Source organism: Serratia sp. PGPR-27, from assembly GCF_022678525.1.
Taxonomy (GTDB): domain Bacteria; phylum Pseudomonadota; class Gammaproteobacteria; order Enterobacterales; family Enterobacteriaceae; genus Serratia; species Serratia nematodiphila.
Genome location: NZ_JALBYS010000032.1, coordinates 17,551 through 30,505 on the forward strand (window position 1 = coordinate 17,551; position 12,955 = coordinate 30,505).

At 61.8% G+C, this 12,955-nt stretch carries 11 protein-coding genes; 3 read left to right on the top strand and 8 right to left on the bottom strand.

The genetic code is table 11. From position 1 onward, the window contains the following. The gene (gene trpS, locus MMS95_RS17180) at positions 1-1,008 is read left to right on the top strand and encodes a tryptophan--tRNA ligase (RefSeq protein ID WP_242141996.1); all 1,008 of its coding nucleotides are present in this window, start codon (positions 1-3) and stop codon (positions 1,006-1,008) included. Between the two features lie 50 nt (positions 1,009-1,058). Here the strand turns inward: trpS and cysG are convergent, their stop codons facing one another. From cysG to nirB, 4 genes are read right to left on the bottom strand one after another with little or no spacing between them, the layout of a single operon-like run. Continuing rightward, positions 1,059-2,462: a siroheme synthase CysG gene (gene cysG / locus MMS95_RS17185; protein WP_160125954.1), complete on the bottom strand. Its 1,404-nt coding sequence runs from the start codon at positions 2,460-2,462 to the stop codon at positions 1,059-1,061. A gap of 50 nt (positions 2,463-2,512) precedes the next feature. Next, a complete protein-coding gene (gene nirC, locus MMS95_RS17190; RefSeq protein WP_082997492.1) occupies positions 2,513-3,313 on the bottom strand; it encodes a nitrite transporter NirC in 801 nt (266 codons plus the stop codon). 16 nt (positions 3,314-3,329) lie between these two features. Next, the gene (gene nirD / locus MMS95_RS17195; protein ID WP_242141999.1) at positions 3,330-3,656 is read right to left on the bottom strand and encodes a nitrite reductase small subunit NirD; all 327 of its coding nucleotides are present in this window, start codon (positions 3,654-3,656) and stop codon (positions 3,330-3,332) included. Beyond that, entirely contained in the window at positions 3,653-6,202 is a 2,550-nt protein-coding gene (gene nirB / locus MMS95_RS17200) for a nitrite reductase large subunit NirB (RefSeq protein WP_242142001.1), read from the bottom strand. The genes nirD and nirB overlap by 4 nt, the downstream gene beginning before the upstream one ends. A gap of 288 nt (positions 6,203-6,490) precedes the next feature. Between nirB and MMS95_RS17205 the strand changes: the two genes are divergently transcribed. Next, positions 6,491-7,774: a cytosine deaminase gene (locus MMS95_RS17205; RefSeq protein WP_171454876.1), complete on the top strand. Its 1,284-nt coding sequence runs from the start codon at positions 6,491-6,493 to the stop codon at positions 7,772-7,774. Between the two features lie 54 nt (positions 7,775-7,828). Here MMS95_RS17205 and tsgA read toward each other — a convergent pair whose 3' ends face one another. The 4 genes from tsgA to MMS95_RS17225 form a co-directional block, all read right to left on the bottom strand. Next, a complete protein-coding gene (tsgA, locus tag MMS95_RS17210; RefSeq protein WP_033631923.1) occupies positions 7,829-9,013 on the bottom strand; it encodes an MFS transporter TsgA in 1,185 nt (394 codons plus the stop codon). Positions 9,014-9,204: 191 nt separating this feature from the next. Then, entirely contained in the window at positions 9,205-10,185 is a 981-nt protein-coding gene (locus tag MMS95_RS17215; RefSeq protein WP_242142002.1) for a LacI family DNA-binding transcriptional regulator, read from the bottom strand. Between the two features lie 72 nt (positions 10,186-10,257). Continuing rightward, a complete protein-coding gene (locus MMS95_RS17220; RefSeq protein ID WP_156866446.1) occupies positions 10,258-11,565 on the bottom strand; it encodes a 6-phospho-beta-glucosidase in 1,308 nt (435 codons plus the stop codon). Further along, positions 11,562-11,900, bottom strand: coding sequence for a PTS lactose/cellobiose transporter subunit IIA (locus tag MMS95_RS17225; RefSeq protein ID WP_004930342.1), 339 nt, complete (start codon positions 11,898-11,900; stop codon positions 11,562-11,564). The genes MMS95_RS17220 and MMS95_RS17225 overlap by 4 nt, the downstream gene beginning before the upstream one ends. Before the next feature lie 353 nt (positions 11,901-12,253). Here MMS95_RS17225 and ppiA point away from each other — a divergent pair, with 353 nt between their 5' ends. Beyond that, positions 12,254-12,823, top strand: a complete 570-nt coding sequence (gene ppiA, locus MMS95_RS17230) for a peptidylprolyl isomerase A (protein ID WP_015379288.1) — start codon at positions 12,254-12,256, stop codon at positions 12,821-12,823. Positions 12,824-12,955: the final 132 nt, after the last annotated feature.

The window sequence follows — 12,955 nt, forward strand, 5'->3', positions numbered from 1 at the left end:
ATGAGTAAGCCCATCGTATTTAGCGGCGCGCAGCCGTCCGGCGAACTGACCATCGGCAACTACATGGGTGCGCTGCGTCAGTGGGTGCAGATGCAGGACGACTACGACTGCATCTATTGCATCGTCGATCTGCATGCCATCACCGTGCGCCAGGACGCCGAGAAGCTGCGCAAGGCCACGCTGGATACGCTGGCGCTGTACCTGGCCTGCGGTATCGATCCGGAAAAAAGCACCATCTTCGTGCAGTCGCACGTGCCTGAGCACACGCAGCTGAGCTGGGTGCTGAACTGTTACACCTATTTCGGCGAACTGAGCCGCATGACGCAGTTCAAGGACAAATCCGCGCGCTACGCGGAGAACATCAACGCCGGGCTGTTCAGCTATCCGGTGCTGATGGCGGCAGACATCCTGCTGTATCAAACCAACCAGGTGCCGGTGGGCGAAGATCAGAAACAGCACCTGGAGCTGAGCCGCGACGTGGGCCAGCGTTTCAACGCGCTGTACGGCGAAGTGTTCAAAGTGCCGGAGCCGTTTATTCCTAAATCCGGCGCGCGCGTGATGTCGCTGCAGGAGCCGACCAAGAAGATGTCCAAGTCGGACGACAACCGCAACAACGTGATTGGCCTGCTGGAAGATCCGAAAGCGGTGACCAAGAAGATCAAACGCGCAATGACCGACTCGGAAGAGCCGCCTGTCGTGCGTTACGACGTGGTCAACAAGGCGGGCGTCTCCAACCTGTTGGATATCCTCGCCGGCGTGACCGGCAAGAGCATCGCGCAGTTGGAAGCCGAGTTTGAAGGCCAGATGTACGGCCACCTGAAAGGCGCGGTGGCGGAAGCCGTCTCCGGCATGCTGGCTGAGCTGCAGGAGCGCTACCACCGTTTCCGCAACGACGAAGCCTATCTGCAGCAGGTGATGCGCGACGGCGCCGCCAAGGCCCGCGCACGCGCGCAGGAAACGCTGGCGAAGGTCTATCAGGCCGTCGGTTTCGTACCGCCGCAGGCGTAACGCCGGCGCAAATAAAAAAGCGGCCTAAGGCCGCTTTTTTTACGTCGGTATTATGCCATTTGCGCCAGGCTGGCGGGCGATTCCTCGCTGGCGAACCAATTGAGCTTGCTGCGCAGGCTGACCACGCTGCCGACGATGATCAGGCTGGGGCTGGCGGCCTGCAGGGACAAGGCGCCCAGTTGGTGGAGCTCGCCTTCGATCACCCGCTGGCGGCAAGAGGTGCCGTTTTCCACCAGCGCCACCGGCGTGGCGGCCGGCAGTCCGTTCGCGATCAGCCGGCGCTGGATTTCCGCCGCTTGCGACAGCCCCATATAGAACACCAGCGTCTGTTGCCCGGCGGCCAGCGTCGCCCAGTCCAATCCACCGTCGGCCTTGGCGTGGCCGGTCACCAGGCGGACGCTCTGCGCATGGTCGCGGTGGGTGAGCGGGATGCCGCTGTAGGCGGAACAGCCGGAGGCGGCGGTAATGCCCGGCACCACCGAGAACGGCACGTTGGCGTCCGCCAGCGTCTCCAGCTCTTCGCCGCCGCGGCCGAAGATAAAGGGATCGCCACCCTTCAGTCGTACCACGCGTTTGCCTTGCAGCGCTTGCTGCAGCAGAATTTGGTTGATCTGTTCCTGCGGCACGCAGTGGTGCCCGGCGCGTTTGCCGACGAAGATGCGCTCGGCGTCGCGGCGCACCAGCGCCATGATCTCTTCGGAGACCAGCCGGTCGTAAACCACCACGTCGGCCTGCTGGATCTGTTGCAGCCCTTTCAGCGTCAGCAAACCGGCATCGCCCGGCCCGGCGCCGACCAGCACCACTTCACCGCGATCTGCCGGCTGTTCGCTGAACAGTTGCTCGAGCTGGCGTTCGGCCAGCGCGGCGTCGCCGTTGGCCAGCGATTGCGCCAGCCGATCGTGAGCGAACAACCGTTCCCAGAAGCGACGGCGTGCGCCGAGGCCGCTGAAGCGTTGTTTTACCCGCTGCCGCAGCGAGCCGCCCAGCTGGGCCAGCTTGCCGAGGTGCTGCGGCAACATCGCTTCCAGCTTCTCGCGCAGCAGCCGCGCCAACACCGGCGCTTTGCCGCCGGAGGACACCGCCACCATGATTGGCGAACGATCGATAATCGACGGCATGATAAAGCTGGCGCGTTTCGGGTCGTCGACCACGTTGCAGAATACCCGCTGCTGGTTGGCGCATTGGTACACCCGCGCGTTGACCTCCAGCCGGTCAGTGGCGGCGATCACCAGCCATTTTTCCGCCAACAGGCTCGGGCTGAATTCGCCCTCGGCCAGCGTCACCAGGCCTTCTTCCGCCCATTGGCGGAACTGCGGGGTGAAGTCCAGGGCGTTGACGGTCAGCGCCGCGCCGGCGTCCAGCAGCAGGCGCGCTTTGCGTTCGGCGATTTCGCCGCCGCCGACCAGCAGGCAGGCTTTGTGTTGCAGTTGGCAGAAAATCGGCAGGTAATCCATCGGCACTCCTCGGGGTCATCAGGGTGGGGGCGAAAGGCGCCCCCGAAAACTCAGGCGGTCTGACGTGCGGCGGCTTTCGCCGCCTGCGGGCGTTCGGCGCGCGGCGTGGCGTACCAATACCCCAGGCCCATCAGCACCGAGCCGGAAAGGATATTGCCCAGCGTCACCCACAGCAGGTTGTGGCCGATGCCGGCGAGGGTGTAGGCCTCGCTGTGGTTGCCGAACCAGGAGAGGGCGAACAGCGTCATGTTGGCGACGGAGTGTTCGTAACCCGAGGCGATAAAGGCCAGCAGGCACCACCAAATGGCGATGAACCTGGCGGCGCCTTCAACGCGGATCGCCATCCAAATCGCCAGACAAACCAGCCAGTTGCACAGCACGCCCTTGAAGAACAGCACCTCGGCCGGCGCGATGGTTTTCGCCAACGCGGCGCTGTGTACCAGGCTGGTATCCACCGGCAGCAGGCTGCCGCCGCCGTAGTAATACATCAGCGCCACCAGCACCGAGCCGAGCAGGTTGCCGAGCCAGGTTTGCGGCAGCACCGCCCACATCTGGCTTTGGCGGATGGTGCCGGCCTTGACGCCGAGCGTCAGGAACATCGTATGGCCGGTGAACAGCTCGGAACCGGCGATGATCACCAGCGTCAGCGCGATGCCGAAGGTGGCGCCCATCACCAGCGGCCGTATGCTTGGGTCGACCAGGTTGCCGAGGGTGAAGATCAGGATGATGCCGAGGCCGACGTAGGCGCCCGCCATCGCCGAACTGATCCAAAAGCCGAGCGGGCTCTCCTTCGCCAGGCGGACGATGCGCGCCGCGTTGGCGGCGCATTTGTTGATCGTATCGGTAAACATGTTGCCTCCCGAAAGGTTATGCCGCGACTTGCACGATGCCGTCGACCACCCGGCTGGTGAAGCTGGTGACGGAACGACTGTCATCTTCCAGACAGTGGCCGTCGTACAGGCGGAAATGCTGTTTCTTCAGCGGGCTGGCGACCCACAATTCGCCCTGATGTTCGGCGATGAGGCCGCGCGACAGCACGCTGGCCTGGGCGAACGGGTCGATATTGCTGATGGCGAACACCTGTTCGTCGGCATAGGGGCGGAACACCGCCACCTGCCGATCGCCGATCAGGGCGCACACGCCGGTGCCGGGCAGAATGTCGGTGACGGGACAAACGGTAATCCACTGGCTCATGCGTGACTCTCCTCGGTATCGATCAGGGTGACGGGAATGCGCTCGTCCGGGCGCGCCGGGCGGTGCTGGTCGCGTTCGGCCACCACCTGCACGTTCGGATCGCGCAGCGGGCTGTTGATGAAGTGGGCGAAGCGCAGCTGCGTTTCCGGGTGCTCGACGGTCTCTTTCCATTCGCAGACCACCGCGTCGCGCAGGCGGGCGATCTCGGCTTCCAACTGCGCGTTGATGCCGAGCTTGTCGTCGACGATCACCTTGCGCAGGTAATCGATGCCGCCTTCCAGGCTCTCCAGCCACACCGAGGTGCGCTGCAGCTTATCGGCGGTGCGGATATAGAACATCATGAAGCGGTCGAGGTAGCGCACCAGGGTCTCGTGATCGAGATCGGCGGCCAGCAGATCGGCGTGGCGCGGTTTCATGCCGCCGTTGCCGCAGACATACAGGTTCCAGCCGTTCTCGGTGGCGATGATGCCGACGTCCTTGCCCTGCGCTTCGGCGCATTCACGGGTGCAGCCCGAGACGCCGAACTTCATTTTGTGCGGGGTGCGGATGCCTTTGTAACGGTGTTCCAGCGTGACGCCGAAGCCGACGCTGTCGCCGACGCCGTAGCGGCACCAGGTGCTGCCGACGCAGGTTTTCGCCATGCGCAGCGCCTTGGCGTATGCGTGGCCGGTTTCAAAGCCGGCGGCGAGCAGCTTGCGCCAGATGGCCGGCAGGTCGTCTTTCTGTGCGCCGAACATGCCGATGCGCTGCGAACCGGTCATTTTGGTGTAGAGGTTGTACTCCTTGGCGATTTGGCCGATGGCCAGCAGGCCGTCCGGGGTGATTTCGCCGCCGGCGGAGCGCGGGATCACCGAATAGGTGCCGTCTTTCTGGATATTGCCGAGGAAGTTGTCGTTGGTATCCTGCAGCGGCGTATGCTGCGGCTTGAGGATGTACTCGTTCCAGCAAGAAGCCAGCAACGAGCCGACGGTTGGCTTACAGACTTCGCAGCCGTAGCCTTTGCCGTATTTGGTCAGCAGCGCCTCGAACGACTTGATGCCTTCGACGCGGATCAGGTGGAACAGCTCCTGGCGCGAATAGGCGAAGTGTTCGCACAGGTGATGGTTGACCTCGATGCCTTGCTTGCTCAGCTCGGCGTTCAGCACCTGGGTGAGCAGCGGGATGCAGCCGCCGCAGCCGGTGCCGGCCTTGGTTTCGGCCTTCAGCGCCGCCACGGTGTGGCAGCCTTTGTTGACCGCCTGAATGATGTCGCCTTTGCTGACGTCGAAGCAGGAGCAGATCTGCGCGCTTTCCGGCAGCGAATCCACGCCGATGGCCGGTTTGCTGCCCGCATGGGCCGGCAGGATCAGGCCGTCCGGATTTTCCGGCAGCGCGATGCCGTTCAACGCCAACTGCAGCAGGTTGCCATAATCGCTGGTGTCGCCCACCAGCACCGCGCCGAGCAGGGTTTTGTTGTCGGCGCTGACGATGAGGCGTTTGTAGACTTCTTTGCTTTCATCCAGATAGACGTAGCTGCGGGCGCCCTCGGTGCGGCCGTGGGCATCGCCGATGCCGCCGACGTCTACGCCCAGCAGCTTCAGCTTGGCGCTCATGTCGGCGCCCTGGAAGCCGTTTTCGCGGTTCAGCAGGTGATCGGCGGCCACCTGCGCCATTTTGTAACCCGGCGCCACCAGGCCGAAGGTGCGATCGCGCCAGGCGGCGCACTCCCCGATGGCGTACACGTCCGGATCAGACGTCTGGCAGCTGTCGTTGATGGCGATGCCACCGCGGCGGCCAATCTCCAGCCCGCACTGGCGCGCCAGCTTGTCCTGGGCGCGGATGCCGGTGGAGAACACGATGAAATCCACTTCCAGCAGGCTGCCGTCGGCGAAATGCAGGGTTTTGCGCGCCGTGCCGCCGCCGTTGACGATCTCCTGGGTGTTTTTGCCGGTGTGTACCTTGACGCCCATGCGCTCGATCTTGCGGCGCAGCTGGTCACCGCCCATCGGGTCGAGCTGTTCGGCCATCAGCACCGGAGCGAACTCGATCACGTGCGTTTCCACCCCCAGGCTTTTCAGCGCGCCGGCGGCTTCCAGCCCCAGCAGCCCGCCGCCGACTACCGCGCCGCGCTCGCTGCGGCGCGCGCAGGATTCGATGGCGTTCAGGTCTTCGATGGTGCGGTAAACGAAGCAGTCCTGGCTATCCGAGCCTTTAATCGGCGGGATCCACGGGTAAGAGCCGGTGGCCATGATCAGCTTGTCGTAATAGACGGTGCGGCCGGTGTTGGAGTGGATGACCTTCTCGTCGCGATTGATGGTGATAGCGCGCTCGCCGATCAGCACCTTCACGCCGTGTTTTTCGTAAAAGCCTTCGCGCACCAGCGACAGCTCTTCGGCGGTGTGGTGCGAGAAGTAGGAGGAAAGGTGCACGCGATCGTAAGCGATGCGCGGTTCTTCGCAAAATACGGTGATGTCGAATTGGTCTTTGTCTGCTTTATCCAACAGATCTTCGATGAACCGGTGGCCGACCATGCCATTGCCGACGACGGCAAGTTTGACTCTGCTCATTATTGCCTCAAAATTCGGGTTTCCTAGGCTTACCTTATCCCTCCCGATGAGCAATTTATTGATGCAAATCAATCACACTCCCATATACCTCTAACGTGGTATATGGATGATTTTTCACGTTTTTTGATAAGTTGCGGATTTTATTCACCTTTAGCTGAAGCGAGTCAGTTTGCATGCAAATTACCCCGCAGGGAGTAAACGCAGGGGGTAGGCATGAAACGGTGACTTTGTCAGCGCGATCCGCTGCCAGTATGATGAAGAAAACCAGCGCAACGGCAGAGGTGAAGGGTGGCGAAACGTCCATTGAAGTTTATCGATAACCTGCGTTTAAGCGGGCATGAAGGGTTGTGGCAACTGGCGATCGAGCAGGGGCGCATCGCGCATCTGGTGCCGCAACCGGAAGGGCTGGAGTGGCGCAGCGACGTGTTGGATGCGCAGGGCGGGCTGGCGCTGCCGGCGTTCGTCGAACCGCATATCCACCTGGATACCACGCAAACCGCCGGTCAGCCGGCCTGGAACCAGTCCGGCACGCTGTTCGAGGGCATTGAGCGCTGGGCCGAACGCAAGGCGCTGTTGACTCATGAAGACGTCAAGCAGCGCGCCTGGCAAACGCTCAAGTGGCAGATCGCCAACGGCGTGCAGTATGTGCGCACCCACGTCGACGTTTCCGATCCTACGCTGACCGCGCTGCGCGCCATGCTGGAGGTGAAACAGGAGGTGGCGCCTTGGGTGACGCTGCAGATCGTCGCCTTCCCGCAGGAGGGGATCCTCTCTTATCCCAACGGCGAAGCGCTGCTTGAAGAGGCGCTGCGGCTGGGGGCCGACGTGGTGGGCGCCATTCCGCACTTCGAATTCACCCGCGAATACGGCGTGGAGTCGCTGCATAAGGCGTTCGCGCTGGCGCAAAAATACGATCGGCTGGTGGACGTGCACTGCGACGAGATAGACGACGAGCAATCGCGCTTCGTCGAAACCGTGGCGGCGCTGGCGCTGAAGCTGGAGATGGGGGCGAAAGTCACCGCCAGCCACACCACGGCGATGCACTCTTACAACGGCGCTTACGCCTCGCGGCTGTTCCGCCTGCTGAAAATGTCCGGCATCAACTTTGTCGCCAATCCGCTGGTGAACATTCACCTGCAGGGGCGTTTCGACAGCTATCCGAAACGGCGCGGCGTGACGCGGGTGAAGGAGATGCTGGAGGCGGAGATCAACGTCTGCTTTGGCCACGACGACGTGTTCGATCCCTGGTATCCGCTCGGCACCGCCAACATGCTGCAGGTGCTGCATATGGGGCTGCACGTGTGCCAGCTGATGGGCTATGGCCAGATCGACGATGGGCTGAAGCTGATCACCCACCACAGTGCGCGCACCCTTAATCTCAGCGACTATGGCCTGGCGGCCGGCAACAGCGCCAACCTGGTGATCCTGCCGGCGGAAAGCGGTTTCGACGCGGTGCGCCGCCAGACGCCGGTGCGTTATTCGATTCGCCAGGGGGCGGTGATCGCCGAAACGCGGCCGGCGGAAACCACGCTGCATTTGCAGCAGGATGAGACGGTGGATTTTCGGCGCTAAGGCGCAAAAAAAGGGCGCCTTACGGGCGCCCTTGATGTATTTGATGCGAAGAAATCAGTGCGTCACGTGACCGTGGCTGCGGTGCTTGGTCACGAAGCCCAGCAGCAGACACATCACGAACACCGCCAGGTACAGGCCGTTGGCGGTAGTCAGCGCCGCGTGCGCGCCGCCTTTCGCCACGATCGGGCCGGTGACCACGAAGGTCAGCATGGTGCCGATGGTGCCGCAGGTCAGGATAAAGTTGACCAGCTTCGGCGAGGAGACCTTGGTCTGCAGCGAGCCGAGGGTGATCAGCGTGGTGTAGATGGCGCTGGAAACGAAGCCCAGGGCCATGATGTAGTAGCCCAGGTGTTCCGGATTGTCGGTGCTGACGAACAGGTACATCGCGCCGGTAGCCAGCGCGGCCAGTACGGTAACGATGCGCTGCAGATCGAAGAAGCGCAGGATGAAGCTGAACACCCACATGCCGACCATGTAAGAGGTCCAGAAGTCGCTCACCAGCTTACCGGCCTGGCCGATGTCCATGTTGAACGACTTGGTGGCGTACTCAGGCACCCACTGAATGAAGCCCAGCTGGCCGAGGATGTAGCACAGCGCGGCGATCGACAGGAACAGCACGCCGACGCCCCATTTTTCTTTCTCGACCGGTTGACCGGCATCGGCGCCTTTCTTGCCCAGCACCGGGAATTCGGAGCACAGGGTCAGCACGAAGATCGCCACGTACAGCAGGCCGATGCAGGCGTAAACCCAGTACCAGCCGATATGGCGAGCCAGCAGCATCGCGGCGACGATCGGGAAGATCATCCCGGCCATGCTGAAGAAGGAATCGGTGAACAACAGGCGCGAACCGCGCTGGCGGCCGGCATACATATGGGTGATCAGGAAGGTGCCGATCGACATGGTGATACCGCTAACCACGCCAAGGATAAACATGCACAGCGAGAACATGGTCAGGCTCTTGCCGAGCATCAGCCCTGCGACCGCCAGCACCATCAGGACAAAGCCGAAGATCAACTGACGCTTCAGCGGGATGATTTCCATCAGCCAGGCATTGAGGAAGATCGAAATCAAAATACCGGCGTTGAGGAAAGTAAAGGTGTTACTCATGCTGGAAACCGGCAGATTAAAGTACTCTGCAATGTTTCCCATCACCATCCCTGTGACGATCACTAAAGCACCGGTCAGCGCGTACGAAAAGAAGCTGATCCAGGTAAGCCGTATGCGGTTACTGTCATTCATTGTATAGGCCTGAATATGTCTGTTAGAGGTTTTAACGCTGGCATAAGGCCGCTGGCTTTTCCTGGCAAACGCAGAAAAAAGTCCCGATCAGGCCACCAGGGGGCGGATCCTAGCACAGACAACGGGATTTTTTGTGATGGTTGTCGATTTTTTGATGCAACCTATGAAGGGAGCGTACGCATTATTGTGATCTATTTGCGTACCGTCACAATGGAATCACGGTTGACGATCGTCGGTTCAAATTGGTGCGCCGGGGTGGTGGGGTCGATCAGCCTGCGCGCCGCGTATTGGGCCATCTCGCTGATGGGAAAATATACGCTGCTCAACGCCGGGCGTACAAAAGGCGCGCGTTCGCCGCTGTCGTAACAGATCAAGGAGATATCCTGCGGCACCCGCAGGCGGTGCTCGTTGATCGCCAGCAGCGCGCCGATCGCCATCTCTTCGTTGCAGCAGTAGATGGCGCTGGGCCGTGCGGCTTGCTGCAGCAGGCGATCGGCGCAGCGGTAACCGCTTTCCAGATCGTAAACGCCCTCCAGACAGGCCACCGGCTCGATATTCGCCGCCTGCATCGCCTCTTCAAACCCTTGCAACCGCAGGCGGCTCGACGGCCGCTCGCGCGGCCCGCTGATGCAGGCGATGCGCCGGTGCCCGGTATCGAGCAGTTGCTGGGTCGCCATGCGGCTGGCGAGCGGATGATCGAAGGTGACGCAGCGGTCTTCCAGCCCCGGCACCAGACGATCGAGCAACACGAAATGACGTTGCTCCGCCGCCAGCTGGCGCAGCCGATCGTCGCTGAGAAAACGCACGTGCAGGATCACGCCGTCGCAGCGCAGGCTGAACAGCCGCTGCACCGCCTGCCATTCGTTTTCGGCGCTGTTGCGGCCCTGGGTCACCAGCAGCTGCTTGCCGTGGGATTCGGCCTCGGTTTGCACGAAGTCCATCAGCGCGCCGAAGAAGCCGCCGCGATACGACGTGGTCACCAGCCCGAGGGTATTGCTGTGGCTGGAGGCGAGCGCGCGGGCCGCCGGATTGGGGGTGTAACCGAGCTGGGCGACGGCGCGTTCAACCTTCTCGCGGGTCGGCGCCTTGACGTTGCTGTCGCCGTTCACTACCCGCGATACGGTGGCGCGCGATACGCCCGCCAGCGCCGCGACATCTTCCAGTGTCACCATCGTCCAACTCCTGATTACGGCTAAAAAAATGGGTTCGGCGCGCCGAACCCCTGTCATACCGCGCGCAGGCGCTTACCTGAACTGCGGCAAATACGGCGCGTTTATCGTCAACACCTCGTCCAGCAACGGCTGCGCCAGATTGGCGTTGCCCACCAGCGGGTTGGCGATCAGCGCCAGCAAGCCGCTGCGGCGATCGCCGTGCACCGCGGCCTCGATGGTCAGGCGTTCGTAGGCTTTCACCTGCTGCGTCAGCGCCTGCATCGGCTCCGACAGCGGGCCGAACGTCAGCGGATGCGCGCCTTGGGCATCGACGATACAGTTGATTTCTATCACAGCATCGTCCGGCAGGCCATGGATTGCGCCGCGGTTTGCGGTGTTGACCACTAATTGCGTGCCGAGATTATTATGGATAGCACGAATCAGCTCCAGCGCAACCTCGGAATAGAAAGAACCGCCGCGGAAGCTGAGCTGTTCCGGTTTTGTGTTCAGTTGCGGATCGGCATACAGCTCGAACAGCTCTTTCTCCACCTGCATCACCTGCTCGGCGCGGGTGCCGCGCTCGCCGGCGGCGGCCATCTCTTCTGCCAGCATCTCACGGGTCTGGTAAAAATAGCGGTGGTACGGGCAGGGGATCGCGCCGAGCGCGCGCAGGAAGTCCGGCTGCCAGGGCTCTTCCTTGATGTTGTTCATGGTCAGCGCCGCGCCGTCGCACAGCATGTCGATCACTTTGCCGGTGACGTCGCGCCCCTGCTGCGTGACCTGATGCACCCAGACCATGTGGTTCAAACCGGCGAACCGCAGCTGCACGTCGGCGTAAGGCGCCTGCAGCATGTTGGCGATCATGTGATGCATGCTGATCGGCACGTTGCACAGGCCGATGATCTTCGCTTTGGTAAAGCGAGACACCGCCTCGGTGACGATACCGGCCGGGTTGGTGAAGTTGATGATCCAGGCGTCCGGCGCCAGCTTTTCCACCCGACGGGCGATATCCAGCATCACCGGAATGGTGCGCAGCGCTTTGGCGAAACCGCCGACGCCGGTGGTCTCCTGGCCGAGCAGCTGATATTTGAGGCCCAGCCGTTCGTCGGCGGCGCGCGCCGGCAGTTGCCCGACGCGGAACTGGGTCAGCACGAAAGCGGCGCCGCAAATGGCGTCGTCCAGCGCGAAGTGCACGCTGACCTTCACCTGTTCCAGCCCGTGGCGCGCCAGCATGCGGCGCGTCAGGGCGGCGATGGTTTCCACTTTTTGGCGGCCTGGCTCGACGTCCACCAGCGCCAGTTCGGTGACCGGCAGCTCCTCGATGCGCTGGATCAGCCCATCGACCAGCTCGGGAGTGTAGCTGCTGCCGCCGCCAATCACGGCGATTTTGAGCGTGCTCATGGGCGGCCCTCCGTCAGCGACTGACGGCGATAGAGCTCGATCATGTCGTCGGCCAGATCCTGGATCACCATGGCGTTCATCAGATGATCCTGCGCATGTACCGTGATCAGGTTGATCGCCAGCTTGCCGCAGCCTTCGTCCAGGCCGATCAGCTCGGTCTGGATCAGGTGCGCTTTCTTCACCCACTCTTTGGATTCGGCCATGTGTTTGGCTGCGGCGGCGAAGTCGCCGGCGCGCGCTTGTCGCAACGCCATCAACGCATTGCTGCGCGCGCTGCCGGAGAACACCAGCAGTTCCATGATGGTGCTTTCAAACTCGGGGCTGACTTCAGTCATCAATTCACTCACGTCATTTCTCCAGGGGTTGCGCGGCGATGCCGCCGTGGGATGCTTCAATATCCGTTCTTTTTATAATGAGAGCGCTCTCATTTATATAGAGTAACGACAATGCGTGTGCAAACTGGGAGGCAGATCGCAAAAACCGCCCCGGGGCGGCACGGGGCAAAAAATGCGTGATGCGGTTGGCAAAAAAGCCTTCTGCGCCCATACTTTCCGCAGCAAAATTCAGGGCCGCCTAGGATATGTCCCGTAATTGGGTAAATATAGGTAAATGGCTGGCACTTGCCGATACAGCTCTTTAGAATCAAAGCGCTTTTCCGTTGTTTGTCTCTCAGAGAAAGGACCCGTTAATGTTCAAACGTACTTTAGTGACCTTCGTCGCGCTGTGTTCCCTGTCCGCAGTGGCACCAGCCGCACTCGCCGCCGGTGAGACCCATGTCATGCTGACGACCTCGGCGGGGAATATCGAATTGGCGCTCGACAGCCAGAAGGCACCGGTTTCCACCCAGAACTTTGTCGATTACGTGAACAGCGGGTACTACAACAACACCATTTTCCACCGCGTGATCCCGGGTTTCATGATCCAGGGCGGCGGTTTCACCGCTGACATGCAGCAAAAATCCACCAAGGCGCCGATCAAGAACGAAGCCGACAACGGCCTGCGCAACCTGCGCGGCACCATCTCGATGGCGCGCACCGCCGACAAGGACAGCGCCACCAGCCAGTTCTTCCTGAACGTGGCGGATAACGCCTTCCTGGATCACGGCCAGCGCGACTTCGGTTACGCGGTGTTCGGCAAAGTGGTGAAAGGCATGGACGTCGTGGACAAGATCGCTCAGGTGCCGACCGGCAACGTCGGCCCTTACCAGAATGTGCCGACCAAGCCGGTGGTGATTCTGTCGGCCAAGGTGCTGCCGTAAATTTTTTGGCCGATCCCGCCGGGGTCGGCCGTCCTTCCTCCCGAAGCCTTGCCTTCATCACTGTTTTCTCCCGCGCCCCATGCTCTAATCGGCAGACAATAACCAGACCGGAAATCCGGCGTTCGCCCCTTG

Bases quoted from the DNA above. Each gene is read 5' to 3' on its own strand.
- MMS95_RS17225 (WP_004930342.1), bottom strand. From the start codon at position 11,900: ATGACTGAAGTCAGCCCCGAGTTTGAAAGCACCATCATGGAACTGCTG.
- nirB (WP_242142001.1), bottom strand. From the start codon at position 6,202: ATGAGCAGAGTCAAACTTGCCGTCGTCGGCAATGGCATGGTCGGCCAC.
- trpS (WP_242141996.1), top strand. From the start codon at position 1: ATGAGTAAGCCCATCGTATTTAGCGGCGCGCAGCCGTCCGGCGAACTG.
- MMS95_RS17220 (WP_156866446.1), bottom strand. From the start codon at position 11,565: ATGAGCACGCTCAAAATCGCCGTGATTGGCGGCGGCAGCAGCTACACT.
- nirD (WP_242141999.1), bottom strand. From the start codon at position 3,656: ATGAGCCAGTGGATTACCGTTTGTCCCGTCACCGACATTCTGCCCGGC.
- MMS95_RS17215 (WP_242142002.1), bottom strand. From the start codon at position 10,185: ATGGTGACACTGGAAGATGTCGCGGCGCTGGCGGGCGTATCGCGCGCC.
- nirC (WP_082997492.1), bottom strand. From the start codon at position 3,313: ATGTTTACCGATACGATCAACAAATGCGCCGCCAACGCGGCGCGCATC.
- cysG (WP_160125954.1), bottom strand. From the start codon at position 2,462: ATGGATTACCTGCCGATTTTCTGCCAACTGCAACACAAAGCCTGCCTG.
- tsgA (WP_033631923.1), bottom strand. From the start codon at position 9,013: ATGAATGACAGTAACCGCATACGGCTTACCTGGATCAGCTTCTTTTCG.
- ppiA (WP_015379288.1), top strand. From the start codon at position 12,254: ATGTTCAAACGTACTTTAGTGACCTTCGTCGCGCTGTGTTCCCTGTCC.